This window comes from Hydrogenophaga sp. (assembly GCF_051858985.1).
In the GTDB taxonomy this organism is placed as follows: domain Bacteria; phylum Pseudomonadota; class Gammaproteobacteria; order Burkholderiales; family Burkholderiaceae_C; genus Hydrogenophaga.
The window spans coordinates 1,154,371-1,180,112 of record NZ_JBHYGM010000001.1 but is presented as its reverse complement, the minus strand read 5'-3'; the positions used below and the strand labels follow the sequence as shown (position 1 = coordinate 1,180,112).

General features: G+C 67.5%; 25 protein-coding genes. 16 read left to right on the top strand and 9 right to left on the bottom strand.

Going from position 1 to position 25,742, the window contains the following annotated elements:
* Positions 1–2: 2 nt before the first annotated feature.
* The 5 genes from ACTIEY_RS05840 to ACTIEY_RS05820 all read left to right on the top strand — a co-directional run bounded on the left by ACTIEY_RS05840 (position 3) and on the right by ACTIEY_RS05820 (position 3,823).
* The gene (locus ACTIEY_RS05840) at positions 3–1,613 is read left to right on the top strand and encodes a gamma-glutamyltransferase family protein (RefSeq protein ID WP_439518134.1); all 1,611 of its coding nucleotides are present in this window, start codon (positions 3–5) and stop codon (positions 1,611–1,613) included.
* Positions 1,614–1,747: 134 nt separating this feature from the next.
* Positions 1,748–2,203 (top strand): YiaA/YiaB family inner membrane protein, encoded by a 456-nt coding sequence (locus ACTIEY_RS05835; protein ID WP_439518133.1) that lies wholly within the window; start codon positions 1,748–1,750, stop codon positions 2,201–2,203.
* A gap of 41 nt (positions 2,204–2,244) precedes the next feature.
* A complete protein-coding gene (locus tag ACTIEY_RS05830; protein WP_439518132.1) occupies positions 2,245–2,688 on the top strand; it encodes a hypothetical protein in 444 nt (147 codons plus the stop codon).
* Positions 2,689–2,701: 13 nt separating this feature from the next.
* Positions 2,702–3,511, top strand: coding sequence for a DUF2145 domain-containing protein (locus ACTIEY_RS05825; protein ID WP_439518131.1), 810 nt, complete (start codon positions 2,702–2,704; stop codon positions 3,509–3,511).
* Positions 3,512–3,655: 144 nt separating this feature from the next.
* The gene (locus tag ACTIEY_RS05820) at positions 3,656–3,823 is read left to right on the top strand and encodes a hypothetical protein (protein WP_439518130.1); all 168 of its coding nucleotides are present in this window, start codon (positions 3,656–3,658) and stop codon (positions 3,821–3,823) included.
* On the opposite strand, the gene ACTIEY_RS05815 is transcribed toward ACTIEY_RS05820, so the two are convergent.
* Complete coding sequence (locus ACTIEY_RS05815) at positions 3,820–4,485, bottom strand: DUF1345 domain-containing protein (protein WP_439518129.1); 666 nt, start codon at positions 4,483–4,485, stop codon at positions 3,820–3,822. The genes ACTIEY_RS05820 and ACTIEY_RS05815 overlap by 4 nt on opposite strands.
* Before the next feature lie 284 nt (positions 4,486–4,769).
* Between ACTIEY_RS05815 and ACTIEY_RS05810 the strand changes: the two genes are divergently transcribed.
* From ACTIEY_RS05810 to ACTIEY_RS05800, 3 genes are all read left to right on the top strand, one after another.
* On the top strand, positions 4,770–6,587 hold the full coding sequence (locus tag ACTIEY_RS05810; protein WP_439518128.1) for an N-acetylglutaminylglutamine amidotransferase: 1,818 nt from the start codon (positions 4,770–4,772) through the stop codon (positions 6,585–6,587).
* A 76-nt stretch (positions 6,588–6,663) separates the two neighbouring features.
* Entirely contained in the window at positions 6,664–8,400 is a 1,737-nt protein-coding gene (gene ngg, locus ACTIEY_RS05805; RefSeq protein ID WP_439518127.1) for an N-acetylglutaminylglutamine synthetase, read from the top strand.
* Positions 8,397–9,599, top strand: a complete 1,203-nt coding sequence (locus tag ACTIEY_RS05800) for an osmoprotectant NAGGN system M42 family peptidase (protein WP_439518126.1) — start codon at positions 8,397–8,399, stop codon at positions 9,597–9,599. Before ngg ends, ACTIEY_RS05800 begins: the two co-directional genes overlap by 4 nt.
* On the opposite strand, the gene ACTIEY_RS05795 is transcribed toward ACTIEY_RS05800, so the two are convergent.
* From ACTIEY_RS05795 to queA, 5 genes are all read right to left on the bottom strand, one after another.
* Positions 9,596–10,786: an MFS transporter gene (locus tag ACTIEY_RS05795; protein ID WP_439518125.1), complete on the bottom strand. Its 1,191-nt coding sequence runs from the start codon at positions 10,784–10,786 to the stop codon at positions 9,596–9,598. The two genes, ACTIEY_RS05800 and ACTIEY_RS05795, sit on opposite strands and share 4 nt — an antisense overlap.
* Positions 10,787–10,822: 36 nt before the next feature.
* Positions 10,823–11,260: an inner membrane protein YiaA gene (yiaA, locus tag ACTIEY_RS05790; protein ID WP_439518124.1), complete on the bottom strand. Its 438-nt coding sequence runs from the start codon at positions 11,258–11,260 to the stop codon at positions 10,823–10,825.
* 69 nt (positions 11,261–11,329) lie between these two features.
* On the bottom strand, positions 11,330–12,496 hold the full coding sequence (tgt, locus tag ACTIEY_RS05785; RefSeq protein WP_439518123.1) for a tRNA guanosine(34) transglycosylase Tgt: 1,167 nt from the start codon (positions 12,494–12,496) through the stop codon (positions 11,330–11,332).
* Between the two features lie 25 nt (positions 12,497–12,521).
* Positions 12,522–13,739 (bottom strand): PQQ-dependent sugar dehydrogenase, encoded by a 1,218-nt coding sequence (locus ACTIEY_RS05780; protein ID WP_439518122.1) that lies wholly within the window; start codon positions 13,737–13,739, stop codon positions 12,522–12,524.
* A gap of 8 nt (positions 13,740–13,747) precedes the next feature.
* Positions 13,748–14,851 carry a tRNA preQ1(34) S-adenosylmethionine ribosyltransferase-isomerase QueA gene (gene queA / locus ACTIEY_RS05775; RefSeq protein WP_439518121.1) on the bottom strand — a complete coding sequence of 368 codons (1,104 nt, stop codon included), beginning with the start codon at positions 14,849–14,851 and terminating at the stop codon, positions 13,748–13,750.
* A gap of 72 nt (positions 14,852–14,923) precedes the next feature.
* On the opposite strand from queA, the gene recG reads away from it, so the two are divergent.
* The 5 genes from recG (at position 14,924) to ubiA (ending at position 20,048) form a co-directional block, all read left to right on the top strand.
* A complete protein-coding gene (gene recG, locus ACTIEY_RS05770) occupies positions 14,924–17,095 on the top strand; it encodes an ATP-dependent DNA helicase RecG (RefSeq protein WP_439518120.1) in 2,172 nt (723 codons plus the stop codon).
* Positions 17,096–17,222: 127 nt separating this feature from the next.
* Positions 17,223–17,633: a hypothetical protein gene (locus ACTIEY_RS05765; RefSeq protein ID WP_439518119.1), complete on the top strand. Its 411-nt coding sequence runs from the start codon at positions 17,223–17,225 to the stop codon at positions 17,631–17,633.
* A 47-nt stretch (positions 17,634–17,680) separates the two neighbouring features.
* Entirely contained in the window at positions 17,681–18,640 is a 960-nt protein-coding gene (locus ACTIEY_RS05760; RefSeq protein WP_439518118.1) for a hydrogen peroxide-inducible genes activator, read from the top strand.
* A gap of 54 nt (positions 18,641–18,694) precedes the next feature.
* The gene (locus ACTIEY_RS05755) at positions 18,695–19,201 is read left to right on the top strand and encodes a Dps family protein (protein ID WP_439518117.1); all 507 of its coding nucleotides are present in this window, start codon (positions 18,695–18,697) and stop codon (positions 19,199–19,201) included.
* Positions 19,191–20,048 carry a 4-hydroxybenzoate octaprenyltransferase gene (gene ubiA, locus ACTIEY_RS05750; protein ID WP_439518116.1) on the top strand — a complete coding sequence of 286 codons (858 nt, stop codon included), beginning with the start codon at positions 19,191–19,193 and terminating at the stop codon, positions 20,046–20,048. Before ACTIEY_RS05755 ends, ubiA begins: the two co-directional genes overlap by 11 nt.
* Here ubiA and proC read toward each other — a convergent pair.
* Genes proC through ACTIEY_RS05735 form a run of 3 tightly spaced genes read right to left on the bottom strand, consistent with a single transcriptional unit; the run spans position 20,045 to position 23,163 of the window.
* Positions 20,045–20,872, bottom strand: coding sequence for a pyrroline-5-carboxylate reductase (gene proC / locus ACTIEY_RS05745; protein ID WP_439518115.1), 828 nt, complete (start codon positions 20,870–20,872; stop codon positions 20,045–20,047). The genes ubiA and proC overlap by 4 nt on opposite strands.
* 4 nt (positions 20,873–20,876) lie before the next feature.
* Positions 20,877–22,370, bottom strand: a complete 1,494-nt coding sequence (glpK, locus tag ACTIEY_RS05740; RefSeq protein ID WP_439518114.1) for a glycerol kinase GlpK — start codon at positions 22,368–22,370, stop codon at positions 20,877–20,879.
* 28 nt (positions 22,371–22,398) lie between these two features.
* Positions 22,399–23,163 carry a DeoR/GlpR family DNA-binding transcription regulator gene (locus ACTIEY_RS05735; RefSeq protein ID WP_439518113.1) on the bottom strand — a complete coding sequence of 255 codons (765 nt, stop codon included), beginning with the start codon at positions 23,161–23,163 and terminating at the stop codon, positions 22,399–22,401.
* 129 nt (positions 23,164–23,292) lie between these two features.
* Between ACTIEY_RS05735 and ACTIEY_RS05730 the strand changes: the two genes are divergently transcribed.
* The 3 genes from ACTIEY_RS05730 to rplX all read left to right on the top strand — a co-directional run bounded on the left by ACTIEY_RS05730 (position 23,293) and on the right by rplX (position 25,740).
* Positions 23,293–24,867, top strand: coding sequence for a glycerol-3-phosphate dehydrogenase/oxidase (locus tag ACTIEY_RS05730; RefSeq protein WP_439518283.1), 1,575 nt, complete (start codon positions 23,293–23,295; stop codon positions 24,865–24,867).
* 174 nt (positions 24,868–25,041) lie between these two features.
* Entirely contained in the window at positions 25,042–25,410 is a 369-nt protein-coding gene (rplN, locus tag ACTIEY_RS05725) for a 50S ribosomal protein L14 (protein ID WP_056268999.1), read from the top strand.
* A 9-nt stretch (positions 25,411–25,419) separates the two neighbouring features.
* Entirely contained in the window at positions 25,420–25,740 is a 321-nt protein-coding gene (gene rplX, locus ACTIEY_RS05720) for a 50S ribosomal protein L24 (RefSeq protein ID WP_439518112.1), read from the top strand.
* Positions 25,741–25,742 lie beyond the last annotated feature (2 nt).

The following is a 25,742-nucleotide window of genomic DNA, read 5'->3' as shown; positions in this document are numbered from 1 at the left end:
CCATGCAATTCGACTTCCACAACCCCTATCCCACCACCCGCATCCCGGTTTTCGCACGCAACGTCGTGTCCACCTCGCATCCGCTGGCGGCCCAGGCCGGCCTGCGCATGCTGTGGAAAGGCGGCAATGCGGTCGATGCGGCCGTCGCGGCCGCTGCCGCCATGACGATCTGCGAGCCGGTGAGCAACGGCCTGGGCAGCGATGCCTTTGCCATCCTGTGGGACGGCAAGGCGCTGCATGGCCTCAACGCCGCGGGACCCGCGCCGGCCGCCTGGTCGGCGGCCTACTTCCAGCGCAAGCACGGCAGCGATGCGAAGGCGCCGCCCAAGCGCGGCCCCGACTCGGTGTCGGTGCCCGGCGCAGTCGCCTCCTGGGTGGCGTTGTCGGAGCGTTTCGGCAAACTGCCCTTTGCCGACCTCATGGAGCCCGCCATCGAGATCGCCGAGCGCGGCTACCTGCTGCCGGTGGTGGTGCAGCAGAAGTGGGCGGCGGCCACGCCGGAGCTCGGCGGCCTGCCGGGTTTTGCGCAGGCCTTCCTGCCCTGGGGGCGCGCGCCCCGCGTGGGCGAGCTGTTCCAGTTCCAGGCTGCCGCGCGCGGCTTGCGCCTGATTGGCGAGACGCGCGGCGCTGCGCTGTACGGTGGCGAGATTGCGCAAGCCATCGAACGCTTCATGAAGGAGCACGGCGGCGCTCTCACGGCTCAGGACCTGGCCAGCTACCGCCCCGAGTGGGTGACGCCGATCCAGAAGGATTACCGCGGCCACACGTTGCACGAGATCCCGCCCAGCGGCCAGGGCATCGCCGCGCTCATGGCATTGGGCATTCTTGAGCAATTCGATCTCGCCAGTCTCCCGGTGGATGGCCCGGACTCGCAGCACCTGCAGATCGAGGCCATGAAGCTGGCGTTTGCCGACACCTACCGGTTCGTGGCCGAGGCTTCCAGCATGGAGGTGAGCGCCGCGCAGATGCTCGACGACGCCTACCTCGCCAGCCGCGCGAAGCTCATCGACCGCCAGCGCGCCCAGAACTTCGGCGCCGGCAACCCGGTCAAGGGCGGCACCATCTACCTCACCGCCGCCGACGAGGACGGCATGATGGTGAGCTTCATCCAGAGCAACTACATGGGCTTCGGCTCCGGCTGCGTGGAACCCGGGTTCGGCATCAGCCTGCAGAACCGGGGCCACGGCTTCTCGCTCCAGCCGGGTCCCAACCAGGTGGCGCCGGGCAAGCGGCCCTTCCACACCATCATCCCGGCCTTCCTCACGAAAGATGGCCAGCCTGTCATGTCCTTCGGCGTGATGGGCGCCAACATGCAGCCGCAGGGGCACATGCAGACGCTGGTGCGCATGCTCGACCACCGTCAGAGTCCGCAGGCCGCCTGCGACGCGCCCCGCTGGCGCTTCAACCAGGGCCTGGAAATCAACGTCGAGCCGCAGATGGACCCCAACACCGCGCAGGCGCTGCAGGAGCGGGGCCACGTGGTCGAGGTGATCCACGACAACTACCAGGATTTCGGCGCCGGCCAGTTCATCTGGCGCGCGGGCGATCCCCAGCGCGAAGGCTATGTGGCCGCCTCGGATTCGCGACGCGACGGCGCGGCCGTGGGCTTCTGACCTTTTTCTCGCGGCTGGGTATCGAATAGCGATACCTGAATCTCCTTGGCTGAACACCGGTCGGGTTTGGTGATGCTTTTTGGGCGCCCAACCCCGACCATCGCGCCGTGTTCAACAACCACCCAAGGTGATTCATGGCTTCGAACCGTTCCCCCGTCATCGTGATGCGCGACACCCGTGCCTGGCAGCTCCAGGTCTGGGTGTCGTTTGGCATCGCTGTCTTTCTCTGCGCCACCGGCCTGGCCAGGCTGCCCGGCCAGGACCTGGACCGCGCGTTCATGGTCATGGGTTATGTGTTCTGCCTGTCCACCGTGTTCGTGCTGGCGAAGTCCGTGCGCGACAGCCAGCAGGCGGCGCAGGCCGGGGTGCCCGAAACACCGATGTGGCGCATGGTGGTCTGGGGCGGCTTTGCGGTGGCGATGGGCCTGACCGGTTGGGGCCTGCTGCGCATGGAGATCAACGACACCTACCGCGCCTACCTGGGGGTGAGCTGGCTCTACCTGGTCACGTCGGCCTTCACGCTGGCCAAGACGCTGCGCGACCGCCACGAGGCGGACCTGCAGGAACGCGCTGCCGCTGCCGCCGAGTGATCAATCCTTTGTCCCCCATTCCAGCATTCAGGAGTCTCGTCATGAAGCAATGGCTTTCCCTTTCTCTGGCCGCCGGCCTCGCACTCGGCCTCGCCTGCGGCCCGGCCCGCGCCCAGAGCGAAGCTTCCGTGGCCCTTTCGGCCCTGCCCGTGGCTTCGGTGGTGGTCACGGCGTCCACCGCCGCTGCGGCCGTCAGCGCGGTGCCGGTGGCCCTGTCGGTGGCGGGCGCGGTGGTCGTGGTCAAGGCCGTGGAGGTCACCGCGCGCGGCACGGTCTATGTGCTGGAGCGGGTCTCCGACGGAGCGCGCGCCAGTGTCGAAGTGGGCGCTCGGGGGGTCTCGGCCGTCTCGGTGGGCGTGGGTGCGGCGCTCACGGTCAGCGTGATCGGCACCGGCGTGCTGATCTCCGCAGCGGGTGAGGTGATCGCCTTCATTCCGAACGAACTGGGCCGCGCGTTGCTGCACAACGAACGCATCACGCACTGACGGGACGCACGACATGAAAACCTTGCTGGCCGCCCTGACCACCTGTCTGGCCCTGCTGGTGGCGCCCGCCGCGCACGCTGGCCGATCCTGCGAAGGCAAGCCCCTGAACGCCCAGGGCATCGAACGTGGCATGGACCTGGCGCAACGCACCGCGGCCGCGCTGGATGCCGAACACCGCCGCAGCGGGGCGCGCGTGGTGGTGCTGGCGCGTGCCGGACAGGACCTGGGCCAGTACGGACTGCGCTACTCGCACCTGGGCTGGGCCTACAAGACGCCCGAGGGCCCCTGGCGCGTGCTGCACAAGCTCAACCAGTGCGGTTCATCGGTGGGTTCGCTGTACCGCCAGGGGCTGGGCGAGTTTTTTCTGGACGATCTCTGGCGCCATGAAGCGGCGTGGGCGGTGCCCGAACCCGCGTTGCAGGCGCCCTTGCACGCACTCCTGAGCGACCGTGCGCGCGGCGTGGCTTTGCACACGCGCGACTACAACATGGTGAGCTACCCCTGGAGCACGCGCTACCAGCAGTCCAACCAGTGGGCGCTGGAGACGCTGGCCCTTGCGGCGGAAACCGGCGTGACCACGCGGGAACAGGCCCAGGCCTGGCTGCGCTTCAAGGGCTACCGGCCCACGACGCTGCGCCTGGGTGCGATGACCCGGCTGGGTGCGCGGGTGAGTTCGGCCCACATCGCTTTCGACGATCACCCCAGCGAGAAGCGGTTCTCCGACCGCATCGAGACCGTCACCGTGGACTCGGTGTTCGACTGGCTCGCCCGGTCGGGCATGGCGTCGACACCCCAGCGCCTGGAGCTGCCACGGACGCTGTGAACGCGGGCACCGCAGCGGTAGGAAAAGTCCGACAGGGTGTTCCACCGCCGTCCTGCCGCCTGGATGCGGCTGGACGCCTACAGTGGCTTCAAACGGAATCAGGTCGCACCCAGCGATCCCCGACAACCCCGCCGGAGCCCTGCCATGTCGCTGCCCTCGACCGCCATTGCCGCTTACGCCGTCACCCTCGCGGTGGCGCTTGCCAGCGCGATCGTCCATCCCTGGTACGAGGCTGAAAGCCGGTTCCTCAGCGCGCTCACAGGCATGAACGAAGCCACCGCAGCGGTGCTGGTTTCAGCCGACTCGCCCTAATGACCCGCGCTGGCGAACACGTTCACCGCCGTGGCGAGCACGCCCAGATTGAACGCGAACGACAGCAGCGCGTGCACCAGCACCAGATGCCGCATGGGTCGACTCCGGACCGACACATCGGCCACCTGAGAGGTCATGCCCACCACCATGCTGTGGTACAGCAGGTCCAGGTAGTCCGGATCCCGGCCGTCCGGGAAGGCCAGTCCACGGTCCAGCGGACCCGACGCTGGGCCATCCCGGTAGTACACGCGGGCGTAGTGCAACGTGAACACACACTGGATGAGCAACCACGCGCCCGCCAGCGACAAGGCCATGAGCGCGAGCTGAAGGCCGCGCTCCCCTCCCTGCAGCGTGCGCGTGTTGCTCACGCTGATGGCCACCACCACCAAGCTGACGCAGGCCGCGGCGGTGACAAAGACGAACAGCATGGGAGCGCCGGGGTCCTCCCGCTGCGCCCATTGCTGCGTCGTGCTGGCATCGAGGCGTGCGGCGAGATGCCAGACCAGCGCGACGTAGGTCGCGCAGTAGGTGATCCAGCCCACCAGCCACATGGTGGCCGGTGGCTCGGGCAGCCAGATCGCGCTGAGCGTGCATGCCAGTGCCGCGGGCAGCACCGCCAAGCCCTGCCGCTGCCATGCGGTGAGGTGAAACGGCCATTTCATTATATGAATTTCAATACTTAAAAGTTGATCAAAATGCACAAATCTATATAATCCTCAACTCGCTACATCTTTCAACCCGCGTGCAACCAAGGCCCGCGGAACGATGGAAACCCGTTCAGCCGGTTTCCCGGCGCCACGCCCTGTGGTGTCCGTTCCGCAGGTCGTGCACCAGCCGATCCGCCCATCCCTGTTGAACGCGCCCCGGCATCGCCCGGTCAGTATGGCGCTCAACCGTTTTCCACTCCAGCGGCGATCGGCCTGTCCAGCAGGAGGGCACAACACCCATGTGTGGAATCGCAGGAGAAATCCGATTCGACGGTGCACCCGTCGACACCCAGGCGCTGGCGCGCATGAACGACCGGCAGGCCGCGCGCGGCCCGGACGGCCAGGGCATGAACGTGAGCGATCGCTTTGGCTTCGGTCATCGCCGGCTCAAGATCATGGACCTGTCGGACGCGGCCCAGCAACCCATGTTCGACCCCGCCCTGGGGCTGGGCATCGTGTTCAACGGCGCGGTCTACAACCACGCCGAGCTGCGCCACGAACTCGAGGCCAAGGGCTACCGCTTCTTCTCCACCGGCGACACCGAGGTGCTGCTCAAGGCCTACCACGCCTGGGGCCACGATTTCGTCAAGCGGCTCAATGGCATGTTTGCCTTCGCCATCTGGGACCGGGCCAGCGGGCGCGTTCTGCTGGGGCGTGACCGCCTGGGCATCAAGCCCTTGTACCTGGCGCCGCTGCCGGGCGGCTTGCGGTTTGCTTCCTCGTTGCCGGCGCTGCTGGCCGCCGGCGGCGTCGACACCGCCATCGACCCGGTCGGCCTGCACCACTACCTCTCCCTGCACGCCATCGTGCCGCCGCCGCACACGCTGCTGCGCGGTGTGCGCAAGCTCGCCCCCGGCACGCTGCTCCAGATCGAGGCCGACGGCAGCACGGAAGAACACCGTTTCTGGACGCTCAGCTACGAACGCGATGGCGCCGACGACAACCGCTCGTTTGACGACTGGCGCGAGATGCTGCTCGAAGGGCTTCGCGCGGCGGTCAAGCGCCGCCTGGTGGCCGACGTGCCGGTGGGCGCGTTGCTCTCGGGGGGCGTGGATTCCAGCCTCATCGTGGGCCTCATGGCCGAAGCCGGCGTGCGCGACCTGCGCACCTACAACGTGGGCTTTGAAGACGTGGGCGGCGAGAAGGGCAACGAGTTCGAATACGCCGACATCGTGGCGCAGCGCTTCGGCACCACGCACGAACGCATCTTCGTGCCCGAGGCAGAACTGCTGCGTCGCCTGCCCGAAGCCATCGCCGCCATGAGCGAGCCGATGGTCAGCCACGACTGCATCGGCTTCTACCTGCTCTCCGAAGCCGTGTCGCGCCACAGCAAGGTGGTGCAGAGCGGGCAGGGCGCCGACGAGGTGTTTGGCGGCTACCACTGGTACCCCAGGCTGCAGGGCAGCCGCAACCCGGTGGCCGACTACATGGCGGCGTTCTGCGACCGCGACCACGCCGACATGGGCGAACTGCTGCGGGAGCCCTGGCTCGGCGAGGACCACACCGGTCGCTTCGTTGCCGAACGGCTCACCGCATCGGGCGCCAGCGACCCGGTGGACCAGGCGCTGCGGCTGGACACCACGGTGATGCTGGTGGACGACCCGGTGAAGCGCGTGGACAACATGACGATGGCTTTTGGCCTGGAGGCCCGCGTGCCTTTCCTGGACCACGAACTGGTGGAGCTGGCCGCGCGAATCCCCGCGCGGCACAAGCTCGACGGTGGTGGCAAGGGCATCCTGAAGGAGGCCGCGCGCACCGTGATCCCTTCCGAAGTGATCGACCGGCCCAAGGGCTACTTTCCCGTGCCGGCGCTCAAGCACCTCAAGGGCCAGGTGCTTGAGAGCGTGCGCGATGCGCTGGCCAGCCGCGCCGCGCGGGAGCGCGGCCTGTTCCAGCCAGCGTATGTTGATCGCCTGCTGGCCGACCCCAGTGCCCATCTCACGCCGCTGCGCGGCTCCAAGCTCTGGCAGCTGGGCCTGCTCGAACTCTGGCTGCAAGAACACCTACCCCCCGCGTCGCCTTCGGCGCCTCCCCGCTGGAAGGGGGGCGATACCTGAGGTCCGGCAGAGCCGGTTCCTCGGTATCTCTGGCTCGGACACACGCTACGGAAACTGAGTTGAAAGGAAACATCACATGATGCGCAAGCAAGCCCAACGCGCCCTGCGGCTCGGCCGCACCAGCACGCCCCAGGCCGAGAGCCGTGGCCAGGCGCCGGCCCGCGCCAATGTCGTGGCCGAGTGTGGCTGGGGCCGCCTGGTCGCGGGGCACACCTTTGCCGATCCGGCCGACATCGCCGCTGCGCTGCTGCAGGAACAGCCCGGCCAGCGCGACATCGCGTTCTATGTCGACAAGCCGCACGTGGTGGTTTCCCACGCGCCCGCGCAACTCTTCGTCGACCCGTCGGAAACCTTCCGCCTGCGGCTCAACCACTACACGCCCCAGCGCGCCGTGCGCCGCGGCTTCACCATCCGCAGGTTGCGCTCGCGCGCCGACGTGGCCGCCATCAACGCCATCTACCGCGCGCGCCGCATGGTGCCGGTGGATCCGGCGCACGTCTGGGGCCAGCGCAGCGAGCGCCAGACCATCTATGCGCTGGCCGAAGACCGCCACACCGGTGAGGTGATCGGCGTGGCGATGGGGCTGGACCACGCCGAAGCCTTTGGCGATGCCGAGCCGGGTGCGAGCCTGTGGGCGCTGGCGGTGTCGCCGCAGGCCAGCCATCCTGGCATCGGGGAAGCCCTCACGCGCTACCTGGCAGAGCATTTCCAGGCCCGTGGCCGGGCCTTCATGGACCTCTCGGTCCTGCACGACAACGCATCGGCCATTGCCCTCTACCGCAAGCTCGGCTTCCAGAACATCCCGGTGTTCGCGGTGAAGCGGCGCAATGCCATCAACGAGCCGCTGTTCACGGGCGGTGCGCACGCCGAGGGGCTCAATCCCTATGCGCGCATCCTGGTGGACGAAGCCCAGCGGCGCGGGATCCGCGTGGAAGTGATCGACGCGGAGAACGGCTACTTCAAGCTCAGCCTGGGCGGGCGCAGCGTGGTCTGCCGCGAATCGCTCTCCGAGCTCACCAGCGCGGTGGCCATGAGCCGTTGCGCCGACAAGCGCGTCACCATCCGCCTGTTGTCTCAGGCCGGCCTGAAGGTGCCACATCAGGCGCAGGCGGCCGATGCCGAACACAACGCCGCTTTCCTGCGCGAGCACGGCGCCATCGTGGTCAAGCCGGTGGACGGCGAGCAGGGGAAAGGCATTGCCGTGAACCTCACCGATGCGGACGATGTGGAGGCCGCCATCGAGAACGCGAGCCAGTACGGCGAACGCGTGCTGCTCGAACAGTATTGCGAGGGACAGGACCTGCGCGTGGTCGTCATCAACCACCAGGTGGTGGCCGCCGCGCTGCGCAAGCCAGCCACGGTGGTGGGCGATGGGCAGTCCACCATTGCGCAACTGATCGACAAGCAGAGCCGGCGCCGCGCGGCGGCGACCGGGGGCGAGTCGCGCATCCCCGTGGATGGCGAAACGAAACGCTGCATCGGCCTGCAGGGCTTCAAGCTCGACGATGTGCTGCCCTTCGGCGAATCGCTGGCGGTGCGCAAGACCGCCAATCTGCACACCGGCGGCACCATCCACGACGTCACCGACCAGCTGCACCCCACGCTGAAAAACGCCGCCGAACACGCCAGCCGCGTGCTCGACATTCCCGTGACCGGCCTGGACTTCCTGGTGCCCGCCGTCGATCAACCCGACTACGTGGTGATTGAAGCCAACGAGCGTCCTGGACTCGCCAACCACGAACCGCAACCGACCGCGCAGCGTTTCATCGACCTGCTGTTTCCCGGTTCCGCCAGCCAACAGGTGCCCACATGAAGAAGACACAGCTGCCTCCGATCGACTACGCGTTCCTGGAAGAAACGCTGCTTCAACTGCTGGCCATACCGAGCCCCGTGGGCCTCACAGACGCGGTGGTGCGCTACACCGCGAGCCGGCTCGATGCCATCGCCATTCCCTACGAGATCACGCGCCGCGGCGCCATTCGCGCCACCCTCAAGGGCCGCGAGGCACGACCCGCCCGCGCCATCGTGGCCCACCTCGACACGCTGGGCGCCATGGTGCGCGAGATCAAGCCCAATGGCCGCCTGGGCGTCGTGCCCATCGGCAGTTGGTCGTCCCGCTTCGCCGAAGGCGCGCGCCTCACCGTGTTCACCGACACGCAGCAACTGCGCGGCACCTGTCTGCCGCTCAAGACCTCGGGCCACGCCTTCGGCGGCGAGATCGACACCCAGCCCTCCGACTGGGACCACGTGGAGGTGCGAGTCGACGTGCCGGCGCACAGCGCAAAGGACCTCGACGATGCCGGCATCCACGTGGGCGACTGGATCGCTTTCGATCCGCAGACCGAGGTGCAGCCGGATGGCTACATCAACTCCCGGTACCTCGACGACAAGGCTGCGGTGGCGGTGTTGCTGGCGGCGTGCAAGGCGCTGGTGGACAGTGGCGTGACGCTCCCGGTGGATGCGCATCCGCTGTTCACCATCACCGAAGAGGTGGGATCAGGGTCGTCCGCCGCGCTGCACGGCGACATCGCCGAAATGGTGAGCCTGGACATCGCCATTGCCGCACCTGGACAGAACACCGACGAGCGTGCGGTCACCATCTGCCTGCAGGACATGGCCGGCCCGTTCGACTACCACCTCACGCACAAGCTGATCGACCTGGCCAAGGCCCATGGCATCGAGCACCGGCGCGATGTGTTCCGCTTCTACCGCTCCGATTCCGCCGCCGCGGTGGAGGCCGGCAACGACATCCGCACCGCGCTCATCGGTTTTGGAGCCGACGCTTCGCACGCGCAGGAGCGCACGCACCGCGATTCGCTGCAGGCACTGGCCGAGCTCAGCGTGGCCTACCTGATGTCGGACCCCGTGGCCCGGCGCGACCGCAAGTCCATGGGCTCGCTCGAAGGCTTCACTGAACAGCTCAAACCCGAGGAAATGCAGGTGTCCACCACGTCACTGCCGGATCCTCAGGTGTTTCTGGAGGCAGATGGGACGGTGTCGCCGGACAACTAGCGCGACTCTTCGCGCCAGAGCGGACGCAAAGCCCACAAACCCAGCGCCGGGCCGATCGCCAGCCACGGCAGAAGCGCGCCGAGTGCAACACTCTCGGCCAGTGAAACGAACAACAGGATGCTGACGATGGAGATCGCGAAGCCGATGCTGTTGGTGAGCGTGAGCACGCTGCCCACAGCTTGGGGCGGAGCGTTTCGCGCGGTGAGCGTGGAGAACTGCGGCGAGTCGCCCGAGACGGTGATGCCCCAGAGCACCAGCCAGCCGTAAAACACCAGCGCTGGAGAGTCGATCAGCAGCGGCGCCGCCAGGCAGCAGGCCCCGCTCACGGCCAGCTGGCTGCCGGCCACGCGCGCGCTGCCCCAGCGCTGTGCCACCCAGCCGCCTCCAGCGCAACCGATGACGCCTGCACCGAGCACCAGGAAGGCGGCCCACGACAGCGTGGTGCCCTGCAGCCGCGTGGCCAGCACCAGCGGCACCATCACCCACATGGTGTAGAGCTCCCACATGTGACCAAAGTAGCCCAGCACCGAGCTGCGCACGCGCGCGTCGGTCCACAGTGTGGCCAGCGCGCGCCACTGCAGCGTGGTCACGCGCGGTTGCGCGCCGGGCGGGTCGGTGGTGCAGAAGTACAGCAGCAGCCCGCCGGTGGCGGCCAGGGCCGCCACACCCAGCATGAGCGTGGGCCAGGGCAGGGCACCGCTGAGCGCGCGCAGGGCATGTGCGCTGGCCGAGCCCAGCACCAGCGCCCCGATCAGCAAGCCCAGCGCGCCACCGAGCCCGCGCGAGTACCACTGCGCGGCGATCTTCATGCCCACCGGGTAGATGCCCGCCAGGAAGAAGCCGGTGGCAAATCGCCAGGTCAGCAGCGCGCTGAAATCGCGCACCGTCCACCAGGCCCCCACCGTGCAGGCAGCACCCGCGAGCGAACAGATCAGGAAGACCAGCCGCGGCGGAAAGCGGTCGGCCAGCGCCAGCAGCGCGAACACGAGCGTGCCGACGATGAAGCCGAACTGCAGCGAAGAGGTGAGCGTGCCCACCGAGGCGGTGGACCAGCCGAGTTCGCGCTGCAGGTCCGGCATGACCGCATTCACCGCGAACCACAGCGAGGTGCCCAGCAACTGGGCAACAACCAGGGTGGGCAGGATGTGGGAGGGAACCCGCGGGCTGGCGGGCAGGGCGGGGCTCATGTGCCCGGCATGTTACCGGGCAGCGTCGGGGGGCGCTTACTGGGCAGCGTCGGATTCTTCTGCAGCGGGCTCGTCGGACCTCGTGCGGGCCAGGTCGCGGATGTTCTTCTGCACCGCCACGGAACCGAAGAGCGCCAGCAGGAACGCCATGGCATAGAAGCCCTTCTCGCTGTTGGCCAGCGTCGCATTCCACAGGCCCACCATGAGCAACAGCAAGGACAGCACCAGCGACACCCAGCAAAGGCCGTAATAGATGCCGGTCACGGGAATGCTCTCGAGCTTGTCGCGCACCGTCTTCTGCAATGAGACGGCGGCGAACAGGCCGTACATCAGCAGGATGAAGTAGTAGCCCTTTTCATTGAGCAGCATCTCGGCGTTCCACAGGCCGGCCACGTAGACCAGCGCGCCCACGAGCAGGGCGGTCCAGGAAGCGGCGATGAAGGCGCCGGTGGGTCTTTGATAGGTTGTTTGCATGGGTTCCTCCAGGAATTGAATGACGCGCAAATGTAATACAAAAGCACTCATTGACTGGAGGATGTGCGCTTACACGCCCCGCGCGCGATCGGCTTTGAATCGGGCGCGGAAGCGCTCGAAATCACCCGCATCCAGCGCCTCACGCACCTCGCGCATGAGGTTCAGGTAGTAGTGGAGGTTGTGGATGGTGCACAGCATCGGGCCGAGCATTTCGCCGCAGCGGTCCAGGTGGTGCAGGTAGGCGCGGCTGAATCCGTCGCGTCCGCCTTCCGCCCAGCTCACCCCGCTCCTGCCCGCGCAGGCGTGGCAGGTGCAGGTGGCATCGAGCGGCTGGTGGTCGGTCTTGTGGCGGGCGTTCCGGATCTTGAGATCGCCAAAGCGGGTGAACAGGGTGCCGTTGCGTGCGTTGCGCGTGGGCATGACGCAGTCGAACATGTCCACGCCATCGGCCACGCCCTGCACCAGGTCTTCGGGTGTGCCCACGCCCATGAGGTAGCGCGGTTTGTGTGCGGGCAGGCGATGCGGCGTGTGCGCCATGATCTGCAGCATCTGGTCCTTGGGCTCGCCCACACTCACGCCGCCGATGGCGTAGCCGGGGAAGTCCATCGCCACCAGCGCATCCAGCGATTCCTGGCGCAGGTGCTCGAACATGCCGCCCTGCACGATGCCGAACAGCGCATTGGGGTTCTCCAGCCGCGCAAACTCGTCCTGTGAGCGCTTCGCCCAGCGCAGGCTCATCTCCATGCTCTTGCGCGCATCGGCTTCGGTGGTGATGTGGCCGTTGGTCTCGTAGGGCGTGCACTCGTCGAGCTGCATCACGATGTCGCTGTTCAGCCCGGTCTGGATCTGCATGCTCACCTCGGGCGACATGAAGAGCTTGTCGCCGTTCACCGGGGAAGCGAACGTCACGCCTTCTTCGGTGATCTTGCGCATGGCGCCCAGCGACCACACCTGGAAGCCGCCCGAGTCGGTCAGGATGGGCTTGTGCCATTGTTCAAAGGCATGCAGGCCGCCGAAGCTGGCCATGACGTCGCGGCCGGGGCGCATCCACAGGTGGAAGGTGTTTCCCAGGATGATCTGCGCGCCCATGTCCTCCAGGCTGGCAGGCATCACGCCCTTGACGGTGCCGTAGGTGCCCACGGGCATGAAGATGGGAGTCTGCACCACGCCGTGGTTGAGCGTGAGGCGGCCGCGGCGCGCGTGGCCTTCGGTCTTGAGCAATTCGAACTGGAGCATGGGCGTCTCGCTGGGAATGACAGGTTCAGGGTTGCGGCGCGATGACGATCACGCTGCGGTTGCGGTCTTCGACGACCCACAGGCGGCCGTCGGCGTCGAACGTGGCGCCAGCCGGATTGCCCAGCGGGCGCACGCCCGGCTGCGCGTGCCAGCCACTGACAAGGTCTTCGCGCGGGCCGGCGGGACGACCTTGTTCGTCGAGTCGCCAGCCGACGATGCGGTGACCGCCGGCGCGGTAGCCGTGCCACACCGCCAGCAGGCGGCCGGCAAAGGGCCCGTGGGTCAAGTCTGTGGGGGCCGTGAGCAACTGCAGCGGCGCGACGTGGGCCGGCCATGCAGCATGCGCTGCCGAGTGGCGGCTGCAGCGCGCGCGACCTTCGTAGCCGCGCGCCGGCACTGCGCGACCGGACGGGTCGCTCACGCAGTACGGCCAGCCGTAGAACGCGCCTTCCTTCAACTCGTTGAGCTCTTCGGCGGGCAGCGTGGCATCGGCGTAGTCCACGGAATTCTCGGCCTGCCACAGGCGCACCGTGCCGTCCTGCGCCGTGGTGCTGGCCAGCCCGAGCGAGTTGCGCAGGCCCGTGGCCATGGGCTTGAAGCTCTGCAGCGGGAAGTCAGGTGCGCCGCCGAAGCTTGCCACGTACACGGCGGCGCGCGGCTGCGGGCCGCTCAGCTCGGGGCAGGGGAGGGGCTGTTGCTGGTCGTCGTTCCGGCAGGCGTCGGTGACGGAGCCCAGGTTCACGAGCAGTCGGCCATCGGGCGTGAACGCCAGTTCCTTGAGCGGGTGCGAGCCGCCGGTGGGCAGGTCGGTGATCACGTCTTGCCGCTGCACCGCTTCGCCCACCGGCGTGCGCCACACCACGCCTGCTTCGCCGATGTAGATGCGGCCATCCGGACCTCTCGCGAGACCGTGGGGGCGGTCCAGGCCGGAGGCCAGCACACGAATGCGCCCGGCCTGGCCGCGCGCGAGGTCGGTGCGCAGTTCCAGCAGGCGGCCGCGGCGCGGTTCCCAGTTGCCCATGTCCACGATCCAGAAGCGCCCGGGTGCCACGGCGAGGATGCGTCGCGGCATGCGCAAGCCGTCGCGCGCGTCCGCCACCAGCCCCGCGCACCAGCCTTCAGGCACCTTCAGCGCAACCCCGGCGTGTCCCGCACACGCAGCCTGCGGCGCATAGGGAGGATCTGCCGCCAGCGCGGCGCCTGAGAGCATCAACGTGAACAGGGCGAGGGCGGCCAGGCGCATGGTGTACCTCAGGCGCGCTGCAGCAGCATGGCGTCGCCATAGCTGAAAAAGCGGTAGCGTTGCGCGATGGCGTGCGCGTACAGCGCGCGGATGTGTTCGAAGCCAGCGAACGCGCTCACCAGCATCATCAATGTCGACTGCGGCAGGTGAAAGTTGGTGACCATGCGATCGACGACGCGGAACTCGAAGCCCGGGGTGATGAAGATGTTGGTGTCGCCGCTCGTCTCGCCGCTGCGGGCCCAGCTCTCCAGCGTGCGCACGGTGGTGGTGCCCACCGCCACCACACGCCCGCCTCGCGTGCGGCAGTCGGCGATGGCCTGCACGGTTTCGGGCGGGATGGCGTAGCGCTCGTGGTGCATCACGTGGTCGGCGATGCGCTCGACCTTCATGGGGGCAAAGGTGCCGGCGCCCACGTGCAACGTGACGCTGGCGCGCTGCACACCACGTGCATCGAGCGCGGCCAGCAGCGTGTCGTCGAAATGCAGGGCGGCGGTGGGCGCGGCCACCGCACCCGGCACGCGCGCAAACACGGTCTGGTAACGGCGCTCATCGTCGGCGTCGTCGGTGTGTTCGATGTAGGGAGGCAGCGGCACATGGCCATGGCGAGCCATCAGTTCGTAGGGCGTTTCGTCGGCCGGTGCTTGCAGGCGAAAGCGGAACAGCTGGCCTTGTTCGTCCGGCCAGCGCCCCAGGTACACCGCGTCGAAGCCGCCACCGCCCAGTCCCCCCGCCAGGTGCAGCACGCCGCCTGGCAAAGGCTTCTTGCTCACCCGCAGATGCGCGACCACTTCATGGCCCGAGCGGTCGGTGGCTTCGTGAGGCAGCAGCACGCGCTCGATCAGCATTTCAAGCTGCCCACCCGTGGCCTTCTGGCCGAACAGCCGGGCCTTGACCACCTGCGTGTCGTTGAACACCAGCAGGTCGCCGTCAGCCAGCAGGTCGGGCAGTTCGCGGAAGACCCTGTCCACCGGACGATCACCGGTGCCGTCGAGCAGTCGGGACGCGCTGCGCTCGTTCGCCGGATGCTGGGCGATCAGCTCGGGAGGTAGCTGGAAGTCGAAGTCCGCCACGGTGAACTCGCGCGCTGCGGCGGACGTAAGGAAATCGTTCATGCTGCTTGAGGGCCGTACGAGGCCCGTGCCAAGTGGATCGGGATGAGGGGAGGAACCGGGCAGAATTGTCCCATGCCCGAAGCCACCCCCGAACGCAAGCCTCTTTCTGCCGCGCAGAAAGCCTTGCGCAAGCTCGGGCTGGAGCGTGACATCGACCTGGCGCTTCACCTGCCGTTGCGCTACGAAGACGAGACCCGCATCGTGCGGCTGCGGGACGCGCGCGACGGGCAACTGGCGCAGATCGAAGGCACCGTCACGCGCAGCGAGGTCAGCCACCGACCGCGTCGCCAGCTCCTGGTGACGCTCGACGATGGCAGCGACACCTGCACGCTGCGCTTCTTCACCTTCTACCCGGCTCACCAGAAGACGTTGGCGGTGGGCGAACGCGTGCGCGTGCGCGGCGAACTGCGCGGCGGCTTTCTGGGCTGGACCATGGTGCATCCCGCCTTCCACGCGGCCGGTGGCGAACTGCCCGATGCGCTCACGCCGGTCTACCCCACCAGCGCGCAGTTGCCACAGGCCTATTTGCGCAAGGCCGTGGCCAGTGGCCTGAACCGCGCCGACCTGGGCGAGACGCTGCCGGCCGAACTGATGGAGGGCCTGCAACGCGTGGTGCGAAGCCCCTGGAGCCTGCGCGAATCGCTGCGCTACCTGCACCACCCGGGGCCGGACGTTTCGCTGGACGCGCTCGAAGACCGCAGCCACCCGGCCTGGCAGCGGCTCAAGGCCGAGGAACTGCTGGCCCAGCAACTCTCTCAGCACACCGCCAGGCAGGAGCGCGCCCACTTGCGTGCGCCTGCGCTGGCAGCACGTGTGGGTGGCCTGCACGAGCAACTGCTGGCGGTGTTGCCGTTCGGCCTGACCGGCGCGCAACGTCGGGTGGTGGAGGAGATCGCGCTGGACCTGGCGCGGCAGGTGCCCATGCACCGCTTGCTGCAAGGCGACGTGGGATCGGGCAAGACCGTGGTGGCCGCGCTCTCGGCCGCCGTGGCCATCGACGCCGGCTGGCAGTGCGCGCTGATGGCGCCCACCGAAATCCTGGCGCAGCAGCACTTCACCAAGCTCATCGGCTGGCTCGAACCTTTGCTCGCTCCCTTGGGCAAGCGGGTGGCCTGGCTCACCGGCAGCCAGAAGAAAAAGCAGCGCAGCGAGATGCTCGCCCTGGTGGCCAGCGGGGAAGCCGCGCTGGTGGTGGGCACGCACGCCGTCATACAGGAGCAGGTGCAGTTCCACCGCCTGGGGCTGGCCATCATCGACGAGCAGCACCGGTTCGGAGTGGCGCAGCGGCTGGCCTTGCGCAGCAAGATGGCGCCGGGCGGGGCTTCGACAGGTTCAACCCGAACGGAGAGAGACTCAGCCCGATCTGAAACTTCCTCCGTTCGGGCTGAGCCTGTCGAAGCCCTCGCCCAGGAGCCCCACCTGCTGATGATGACGGCCACCCCGATCCCGCGCACCCTGGCGATGAGCTACTACGCCGACCTCGATGTCTCCACCATCGACGAACTGCCGCCCGGGCGCACGCCCATCGTCACCAGGGTGGTGGCCGACAGCCGGCGAGGCGAGGTGATCGAACGCATCCGAAGCCAGCTGGCGCAGGGCCGGCAGGTGTACTGGGTGTGCCCGCTGATCGAGGAAAGCGAAGCGCTGGACCTCTCCAACGCCACGGCCACGCACGCCGAGCTGAGCGAGTCCTTGCCCGGCGTGCTCGTGGGCCTGCTGCATTCGCGCATGCCGGTGGCCGAGAAGAAGGCGGTGATGTCGCTCTTCACCGATGGCCAGATGGGCGTGCTGGTGTCCACCACCGTCATCGAGGTCGGCGTGGACGTGCCGAACGCTTCCCTGATGGTCATCGAACACGCCGAGCGTTTTGGCCTGAGCCAGTTGCACCAGTTGCGCGGGCGCGTCGGGCGCGGCGCGGCGGCTTCGGCCTGCGTGCTGCTGTACACGCCGCCCGATGGTGGGCGTCTGGGCGAGACCGCGCGCGAGCGCCTCAAGGCCATGGTCGACACCAGCGACGGCTTCGAGATCGCCCGCCGCGATCTGGAGATTCGCGGACCGGGCGAATTTCTTGGTGCACGCCAGTCGGGCGCCGCGCTGTTGCGCTTTGCGGATCTGGCGACCGACACCCACCTGCTCGAATGGGCGCGCAAGGCCGCCCCGCAGATGCTGGCGAGGCACCCGGGCCTGGCCGAAAAGCACATTGCGCGCTGGCTCGGCGGCAGGGCCGAATTCCTCAAGGCCTGAACCGCGTCCGCCGCTTCGTTTTCTGAAATGCGATCCTGATGCCGCTGGCGCGCGCGCTGGTGTTCGCGCGTGTGCGGCCGAAGACCCGCATGGCAAAGTGCCTTCCCCGCAAACTGCAGGAGCACACATGCCCGACAACCTATCAGCGCTGGCCCGCGACGAGGTCCGGTTCCGTCAGATCCAGAACATGCGGCAGAGGGACCGACTGGATCGTCACAGCGCCGATGCGCAAGCCCTCTTGTTCACCAGCGTGCGGGATGGGTTCTCCAGGTCGGCGAAATTGCTGCTGGAGATGGGCGTGCCGCCAGAGTACGTAGGATGGACGCAGAAACAGGCCGACAGGTACATGGCCGACGACCCGGAAGTGGCCAGCCAGATAGTGGAACCGGGTCAGGTCGCGTCGACACGCCTTGCGACACAGGCCTGGCTGCGAGAAACGCCAAAGAAGAGCGTTCACTGGGCCGATGTGGCGGGTGGTGAAGGCCGTGGTGGCTTTGCACGCGTCCATGAAGCGCCACGGGGGCCTTCTCCCGGTTGAGCGCCTGACGCTGGGTGGGCGCGGGGAGCGGGTGCAAAATACCCCCCATGACGCTCACCGAACTCAAATACATCGTCGCGGTGGCGCGCGAGCGGCATTTCGGCAAGGCGGCCGAAGCCTGCTTCGTGTCGCAGCCCACGCTGTCGGTGGCGATCAAGAAACTGGAAGAAGAGCTGGAACTCAAGATCTTCGAGCGCAACGCAACCGAGATCAGCGTGACGCCACTGGGTGAGGACATCGTGCGCCAGGCCCAGACGGTGCTGGAGCAGGCGGCGGCCATCAAGGAAATCGCCAAGCGTGGCAAGGACCCGCTGGCCGGGCCGCTTCGGCTGGGTGTGATCTACACCATCGGCCCGTACCTGTTGCCCGACCTGGTGCGCCACGTCATCGACCGCACGCCGCAGATGCCGCTGATGCTGCAGGAGAACTTCACCGTCAAGCTGCTCGAGCAGCTTCGCCTGGGGGAAATCGACTGCGCCATCCTGGCCGAGCCGTTCCCCGACACCAACCTGGCCATTGCGCCACTCTACGACGAGCCTTTCCTGGCGGCGGTGCCGCACACCCACTCGCTGGCGAAACAGGCGCACATCACCAACGACGAGCTCAAGCGCGAAACCATGCTGTTGCTGGGCACGGGCCACTGCTTCCGGGACCACGTGCTGGAGGTCTGCCCGGAATTCGCGCGCTTCTCCAACGACACCGAAGGCATCCGCAAGAGTTTCGAAGGCTCTTCGCTGGAGACCATCAAGCACATGGTGGCCGCAGGCATGGGCGTGACACTGGTGCCGCGCCTCTCGGTGCCGCCTTCCGCGCTCGACGGCGCGACCCGGCCCGGCGCAGATTTCGGCGACTCGTCCTATGTGCGCTACCTGCCGTTCAAGGGCGATCCGCCCACCCGCCGCGTGGTGCTGGCCTGGCGGCGCAGCTTCACCCGCTACGAGGCCATCGCCGAATTGCGCAACGCCATCTACGCGTGCGAATTGCCCGGCGTCAAACGGCTTTCGTGAAGCGCTGCGTAAACTTCCAGCTTCCGTCACTCTCTTTTCTCAGGAGCTTTTTCCATGGCCAGATCACCCGCCAAAACCCCTGCCGCGCCCGCCATCAACATCGGCATCGGCGAGAAGGACCGCGCCGCCATCTCGAAAGGCCTGTCGCAATTGCTGGCCGATACCTACACGCTCTACCTCACCACCCACAACTTCCACTGGAACGTGACCGGCCCCATGTTCAACACGCTGCACGCGATGTTCATGACCCAGTACACCGAACTGTGGGGCGCGGTGGACCCGATCGCCGAGCGCATCCGCTCCCTGGGCCATCCCGCGCCCGGTTCGTATGCCCAGTTCGGCAAGCTGGCCTCGGTGCCCGACGCGCCGACCACGCCGCCCAAGGCGCTGGAGATGGTGCGCATCCTGGTGCAGGGCCACGAAGCCGTGGCGCGCACCGCGCGCGGCCTGTTCCCGCTGGCCGACAAGGCGGGTGACGAGCCCACCGCCGACCTGCTGACGCAGCGCCTCACCGTGCACGAGCAGACCGCCTGGATGCTGCGCTCTCTCCTTGAGGACTAAGTTCGAGCTTTATCTTGACCTGATCCGCTGGAACCGCCCGGCGGGCTGGTTGCTGCTGCTCTGGCCGTCGCTGGCGGCGCTTTGGGTGGCGGCCGGCGGCTTCCCGGGCTGGCACCTGCTGCTGGTGTTCGTGCTCGGCACCATCCTCATGCGCAGTGCAGGCTGTTGCGTGAACGACGTGGCCGACCGCGAGTTCGACCGGCACGTCAAGCGCACGGCACAAAGGCCGGTGACCTCCGGCCAGGTCTCACCGCGAGAAGCGCTGGTGGTCGGCGGGGTGCTGGCGCTGGCTGCTTTTGCCCTGGTGCTCACCACCAACGCGCTCACGGTCCAGATGTCGTTCGCGGCGCTGGCCATCACGCTGATCTACCCCTACGCCAAACGCTTCGTTTCCATGCCGCAGGCGGTGCTGGGCGTGGCCTTCAGCTTCGGCATACCGATGGCGTTTGCGGCCGTGCAGTCTCAGGTGCCACTGCTGGCCTGGCTTCTGCTGGTGGGCAACCTGTTCTGGGTGCTGGCCTACGACACCGAGTACGCGATGGTCGATCGCGACGATGACCTGCGAATCGGCATGAAGACGTCGGCCATCACACTGGGCCGGTACGACGTGCCTGCAGTCTCGGTGTTCTACCTGCTGTACCTGGCGATCTGGACCCTGGCGCTTTGGACGCCCGTCAACGGCTGGGTCTGGTGCGGCATGCTGGTGGTGGCCCTGGCCCAGGTGGCGTGGCACGTCTTGCTCATCAAGGATCGCACGCGCGAAGGCAGCTTCAAGGCATTTCGGCTCAACCACTGGCTTGGATTCACTGTCTTCGCGGGCGTGGTCCTGGGGTTGCTGCTGGCCTAGCCGCCGAATTCGCGGCCGAGTTCCTCGGCACGTTTCTGCGCAGCGAACAGCGCTTCTTCAAACTTCTCCTTGATGCCCGCCGCAGCCATCGAGCTCAGCGCTGCGTAGGTCGTCCCGCCCTTGGAGGTGACGCGTTCTCGCAGCGTCTGCGGAGGGTCGTCGCTGCGCTGCGCCAGCGTGGCAGCCCCCACGAACGTACCCACGGCGAGCTGGTACGCCACGTCGGGCGGCAGGCCCATGCGCGCGCCGGCGTCGCGCATGGCTTCGAGAAAATAGAACACGTAGGCCGGGCCGGAGCCGGAGAGCGCCGTCACGGCGTCGAGCTGGGCCTCGGCGGCCACCCACACCAGTTCGCCCGTGGTCTTCACCACCGTCTCCACCAGTGCACGGTCTGCGGTGCTGGCTCCGTCGCGCGCGAACAGGCCGGTCATGCCCAAGCCCACCAGCGCCGGCGTGTTCGGCATCGCGCGAACGACGCGCTGCGTCTGCAGCCAGGTGGCGATGCTGTCGCTGGTGATGCCGGCGGCCACGCTCAAGTGCAGCGCGCCCGCCAGATGCGGCTGGCTCGCCAGCGCCGCTTCCTTGAACGTCTGGGGCTTGACGGCCCAGACCACGAGGTCGGAGGCCTTCTGGAGCCCGCTGCTGCCCGGCAGCAGGGCGATGCCGGGAAACAGTTGCGCGAGTCGGGCGCGTTGCTCGTCGAACGGTTCGACGACCTGCACGGCGCCGGTCGGATGGCCCTGGCGCAGCAGGCCGCCGACGATGGCGCTGGCCATGTTGCCGCCGCCGATGAAGGTGATGGTGGGTGAGGTGGGCGTGGTCATCGGGCTATTGTCGGGTGGTCTGGCGCACCGCCCGCTCCCATTGCGCCATCTTCTCCTGCGCCTGATCGCGCGGCATGCCGGGCTGGAAGGTTCGCTCGGCGCGCCACTGCGCGGCGAGTTCGTCGGTACCGCTGTAGATGCCGGCCTGCAGGCCGGCCAGATACGCTGCGCCCAGCGCGGTGGTCTCGATCACCTCGGGCCGCACCACCGGGATGCCCAGCAGATCGGCCTGGAACTGCATGAGCAGGTCGTTCACGCAGGCGCCGCCGTCCACCCGCAGTTCGCGCACCGGCACGCCGCCGGCGGCCACGGCGTCGCGGCTCATGGCTTCCAGCAAGGCCGCACTCTGGAAGGCGATGCTTTCCAGCGCCGCACGCGCGATGTGCGCCATGGTGGTGCCGCGCGTGATGCCGGTGATGCTGCCCCGCGCATCGGGTTGCCAGTAAGGCGCGCCCAGCCCGGTGAAGGCCGGCACCAGCACCACGCCGCCCGCATCGGGCACGCTTTCCGCCAGTGCCTGCACCTCGCTGCTGGCTTCGATGGCGCGCAAGCCGTCGCGCAACCATTGCACCACCGCGCCGCCAATGAACACGCTGCCCTCCAGCGCGTACTGCGGTGTGCCGGCCGCCTGGGCGGTGGCGGTGGTGATCAGGCCGTTCTCGCTGGTCTGGAACTGCTCACCGGTGTGCATGAGCAGGAAGCAGCCGGTGCCATAGGTGTTCTTGGCCATGCCGGCCTGGTAGCAGGCCTGGCCGAACAGCGCGCTCTGCTGGTCGCCAGCCACACCGCCAATCTCCAGCGGCGCACCCAGCCGGTCCGGCTTCATGCGGCCAAACGCCGCGCTTGACGGCAGCACTTCGGGCAGCAGGCTGGAGGGGATGCCGAGCAGTGCGAGCAGTTCGTCGTCCCACTGCCGGCTGTGCACGTTGAAGAGCATCGTTCGCGACGCGTTGCTCACGTCGGTGACGTGACGCTCTCCGCTGGTCAGGTTCCACATCAGCCAGGTGTCCACGGTGCCGAAGGCAAGTTCGCCGCGCTCGGCCTGGGCCCGGGCCTCGGGCACCTGCTCGAGCATCCAGGCGAGTTTGGTGGCGGAAAAATAGGCGTCGATGCGCAGCCCGGTCTTCTGCCGGATCGTGTCTTCGTGACCTTGATCTCGCAGCCTTGCGCAGATCGGCTCGGTGCGCCGGTCCTGCCAGACGATGGCGTTGCAGACCGGCTCGCCGGACTGGCGGTTCCACAGCAGCGTGGTTTCGCGCTGGTTGGTGATGCCCACGGAGGCGATCTGTCCCGCCTGCAGCTGCGCCTGCTTCAGGACTTCTCGGGCCGTTTCCAGCTGCGTCTGCCAGATGGCACGTGGATCGTGTTCCACCCAGCCGGGCTTGGGATAGATCTGCGGGAACTCGCGCTGGGCCATGGCCACCACGCGTCCTGCGCGGTCGAACACGATGCTGCGCGAACTGGAGGTGCCCTGGTCCAGGGCGAGCAGGTAGGTCATGTCGATGCTTGAGAGGGGCGAAAAGGATTCACGGCGCCACCACGCACTCCACGTCGCCCATCGACAGCAAGTCGTCGAAGGGGGCGGCGGGCGGCGCGTCGGTGAACAGCACGTCGATGTCTTCCAGGCGCGCCAGTTCGACCATCGCCGGCCGGTTGAACTTGCTGTGGTCGGCGGCCAGCCACACTTCGCGCGATTGTTCGACGATGGCGCGCGAGACCTTCACCTCGCGGTAGTCGAAGTCGCGCAACGTGCCATCGGCTTCGATGCCGCTGATGCCGATCAGGCCGATGTCGACCTTGAACTGGCGCATGAAGTCCACCGTGGCCTCGCCCACGATGCCCTGGTCTGCGCTGCGGACCTGGCCGCCCGCCACGATCACTTCGCAGTCCGGGTGCGTGCTCATCAGCGAGGCGATGTGCAGGTTGTTGGTGATGACGCGCAGGCCGCGGTGCTGGTGCAACTCCCGCGCCACCGCTTCGATGGTCGTGCCGATGTTCATGATCAGCGAACAGCCGTTGGGAACCCGGCTGGCCACGGCCCGCGCGATGCGCGCCTTGGCGTCCGACTGCATGGCCTGGCGCTGGCGGTAGGCGATGTTCTCGGTGGTGGAGCCAGGCAGCCGCACGCCACCGTGAAAGCGCGACAGCAGACCAGCCTCGGCCAGGCGTTGCACGTCGCGTCGCACGGTCTGCAGCGTCACGCCGAAGCGCTCGGCAAGGGTTTCGATGCTTTGCGGACCGTGGGCGCGGACTTCGTCGAGCAGTTCGGTGTGGCGGGGATTGAGGTTCATGGAACGGCAGACAGCAACAGCCCTCGAACATAACGGAAACCAGAGTTCTGACGTTCAGGGTAAATACCGAATAAAAACGATCAAAAACGAACATTCAAAGAGTAATATCGCAAGAAAAGCAACATGCTCATGAACCGCACCCTGTTGATCGAATCGTTGAAGCGCCCCGGGTTGGTGGACCTGGCCGTGGTGGGCGGAGGGGCCACCGGCCTGGGCGTGGCGCTGGACGCGGCCTTGCGCGGCTTCTCGGTGGTGCTGCTGGAATCGCACGATTTCGCCGGCGGCACGTCGTCGCGATCGACCAAGCTGCTGCACGGCGGCGTGCGCTACCTGGCCCAGGGCAACCTGGCCCTGGTGCGCGAGGCGCTGGCCGAGCGGGCCACGGTGCTTCGCATCGCGCCCCATCTGGCGCAGCCGCTGCCTTTCGTGATGCCGTCCTATCGTTGGTGGCAAACGCCGTTCTACGGTCTCGGCCTCAAGCTGTACGACCTGCTCGCCGGCGGGGCAGGCCTGGGTCGCACGGAGTTCCTGAACCGTGCCCAGGCCATCCAGGCTTTGCCGGGCGTCAATCCCCGGGGATTGCGCGGGGGCGTGAAGTACTGGGACGGCCAGTTCGACGACGCTCGTCTGGCGCTCGCGCTGGCACGCAGCGCCCAAGCCGCGGGCGCCAAAGTGCTGAACTACGCCGAAGTCACCGCCGTGAGCCGGTCGACCCAAGGCGCGGAAACACTCTCCACGCTGGATGTCACCGACCGCCGCACGGGCACCCGCCTGGCGCTTGGGGCACGTTGTGTGGTCAATGCCACTGGTGTGTGGGTGGATGCGCTGCGCGACCGCTCCAAACCGGCCGCCAGCGGCGAGCCTTCGCGCATGGTGAGCCCCAGCCAGGGCGTGCACGTGGTGGTGGACCGGGATTTCATGCCAGGTGGTCACGCCCTGCTGGTGCCGCGCACGCGCGACGGACGGGTGCTGTTCGCCGTGCCGTGGCTCGGCAAACTCGTGCTGGGCACCACCGACACCCCCCGCAAAGACCTGCCGCGCGAGCCGGACGCCTTCGCCGAAGAGCTCGAATTCATCCTGGCCGAAGCCGGCCAGGCGCTCAGCCGACCGGTGAGCCGGGCGGACATCCGCAGCCTGTGGGTCGGCCTGCGCCCCCTGGTGGCAGCGCCCGGGCCGGCCGATGGAGGCACGCAGGCGCTCTCCCGCGAGCACACCATCGTGGTCGATTCCAACGGACTGGTCACGGTGACCGGGGGCAAATGGACGACCTACCGCGCCATGGCCGAAGACGTCCTGGAACACTGCTTTGCCGGCCAGTTGTTGCCGCGAAAGCCGGGAGGACTCAGCGCCTCCCATCGTTTGCTGGGCGCCGGCCTGACCGGCCTGCCATCCACACCCCTGCACGCCGCGCCGGGCATGCACCTCTACGGCTCTGAATGGGCGGAAGTGCAGAAATGTCAGGGCGTGGGCAATTTGCTGGGCATGGGATTGACCGAGGCCATGGTGCGACATGCCGCGCGGGTGGAATTCGCCCAGACGGTGGAGGACGTTCTCGCGCGCCGCTGGCGCGTCCTGTTCCTGGACGCGCGCGAGGCAGCGCGGATGGCCCCGGCGGTGGCGGCGATCCTGTCCGAGGAGCTCGATACCGACCCCGAACTGTCGAGTTTCCAGGCGTTGTGCGACCGCTACCTGCCCCCTGTTTGACGTCCAGAGCAAACCGTGCCATAATTTGCGGCTTCGCTTGAAAAGGCGGAGAGCTATCTGCCCACCGAAAGGGGCCATCTCTGGCAAGGCCAGGGCCGGTCCCGAACGACGGGCCCAAGACTGATCACTTCCTGCCGTGGTGGCTGGAGGGATTCAAGTTGGGACTTAAATCAAATGATCCAAACGCAATCTCGACTCGATGTTGCCGACAACACGGGTGCCAAGTCCGTGATGTGCATCAAGGTGCTCGGCGGCTCCAAGCGCCGCTACGCCAGCGTCGGTGACGTCATCAAAGTCACCATCAAGGAAGCAGCGCCCCGTGGCCGCGTCAAAAAAGGCGAGGTTTACAACGCTGTGGTGGTTCGCACCGCCAAGGGCATCCGCCGCCAGGACGGCGCCCTGATCAAATTCGACGGCAACGCAGCAGTGTTGCTCAACGCCAAGCTGGAGCCCATCGGCACCCGCATCTTCGGACCGGTCACGCGCGAACTGCGCACCGAGAAGTTCATGAAGATCGTGTCGCTGGCACCCGAGGTTCTCTGAGGAATCATCATGAACAAGATTCGTAGTGGCGATGAAGTCATCGTGATTGCCGGGCGCGACAAGGGCAAGCGCGGCAAGGTTGTGCTGCGCAGCAGCGAAGACCGCGTGGTGGTCGAGGGCGTGAACCTCGTCAAGAAGCACGCCAAGCCGAACCCCGCCAAGGGCGAGACCGGCGGCATCATCGAAAAGACCATGCCCATCCACCAGTCCAACGTTGCCATCTTCAATGGCGCCACGGGCAAGGCAGATCGCGTGGGCATCAAGCTCCTGGCTGACGGCAAGAAAGTGCGCGTCTTCAAGTCCAGCGGCGAAGAAATCAAGGTGGCATGACC

Coding starts and splice junctions, on each gene's coding strand:
- proC (WP_439518115.1), bottom strand. CDS start 20,872: ATGACCACGCCCACCTCACCCACCATCACCTTCATCGGCGGCGGCAAC.
- ACTIEY_RS05800 (WP_439518126.1), top strand. CDS start 8,397: ATGAAGAAGACACAGCTGCCTCCGATCGACTACGCGTTCCTGGAAGAA.
- ACTIEY_RS05765 (WP_439518119.1), top strand. CDS start 17,223: ATGCCCGACAACCTATCAGCGCTGGCCCGCGACGAGGTCCGGTTCCGT.
- queA (WP_439518121.1), bottom strand. CDS start 14,851: ATGAACGATTTCCTTACGTCCGCCGCAGCGCGCGAGTTCACCGTGGCG.
- ACTIEY_RS05815 (WP_439518129.1), bottom strand. CDS start 4,485: ATGAAATGGCCGTTTCACCTCACCGCATGGCAGCGGCAGGGCTTGGCG.
- yiaA (WP_439518124.1), bottom strand. CDS start 11,260: ATGCAAACAACCTATCAAAGACCCACCGGCGCCTTCATCGCCGCTTCC.
- recG (WP_439518120.1), top strand. CDS start 14,924: ATGCCCGAAGCCACCCCCGAACGCAAGCCTCTTTCTGCCGCGCAGAAA.
- ACTIEY_RS05835 (WP_439518133.1), top strand. CDS start 1,748: ATGGCTTCGAACCGTTCCCCCGTCATCGTGATGCGCGACACCCGTGCC.
- ACTIEY_RS05755 (WP_439518117.1), top strand. CDS start 18,695: ATGGCCAGATCACCCGCCAAAACCCCTGCCGCGCCCGCCATCAACATC.
- ngg (WP_439518127.1), top strand. CDS start 6,664: ATGATGCGCAAGCAAGCCCAACGCGCCCTGCGGCTCGGCCGCACCAGC.
- ACTIEY_RS05840 (WP_439518134.1), top strand. CDS start 3: ATGCAATTCGACTTCCACAACCCCTATCCCACCACCCGCATCCCGGTT.
- ACTIEY_RS05795 (WP_439518125.1), bottom strand. CDS start 10,786: ATGAGCCCCGCCCTGCCCGCCAGCCCGCGGGTTCCCTCCCACATCCTG.
- ACTIEY_RS05830 (WP_439518132.1), top strand. CDS start 2,245: ATGAAGCAATGGCTTTCCCTTTCTCTGGCCGCCGGCCTCGCACTCGGC.
- tgt (WP_439518123.1), bottom strand. CDS start 12,496: ATGCTCCAGTTCGAATTGCTCAAGACCGAAGGCCACGCGCGCCGCGGC.
- glpK (WP_439518114.1), bottom strand. CDS start 22,370: ATGACCTACCTGCTCGCCCTGGACCAGGGCACCTCCAGTTCGCGCAGC.
- ACTIEY_RS05825 (WP_439518131.1), top strand. CDS start 2,702: ATGAAAACCTTGCTGGCCGCCCTGACCACCTGTCTGGCCCTGCTGGTG.
- ACTIEY_RS05730 (WP_439518283.1), top strand. CDS start 23,293: ATGAACCGCACCCTGTTGATCGAATCGTTGAAGCGCCCCGGGTTGGTG.
- ACTIEY_RS05820 (WP_439518130.1), top strand. CDS start 3,656: ATGTCGCTGCCCTCGACCGCCATTGCCGCTTACGCCGTCACCCTCGCG.
- rplN (WP_056268999.1), top strand. CDS start 25,042: ATGATCCAAACGCAATCTCGACTCGATGTTGCCGACAACACGGGTGCC.
- ACTIEY_RS05735 (WP_439518113.1), bottom strand. CDS start 23,163: ATGAACCTCAATCCCCGCCACACCGAACTGCTCGACGAAGTCCGCGCC.
- rplX (WP_439518112.1), top strand. CDS start 25,420: ATGAACAAGATTCGTAGTGGCGATGAAGTCATCGTGATTGCCGGGCGC.
- ACTIEY_RS05760 (WP_439518118.1), top strand. CDS start 17,681: ATGACGCTCACCGAACTCAAATACATCGTCGCGGTGGCGCGCGAGCGG.
- ACTIEY_RS05780 (WP_439518122.1), bottom strand. CDS start 13,739: ATGCGCCTGGCCGCCCTCGCCCTGTTCACGTTGATGCTCTCAGGCGCC.
- ACTIEY_RS05810 (WP_439518128.1), top strand. CDS start 4,770: ATGTGTGGAATCGCAGGAGAAATCCGATTCGACGGTGCACCCGTCGAC.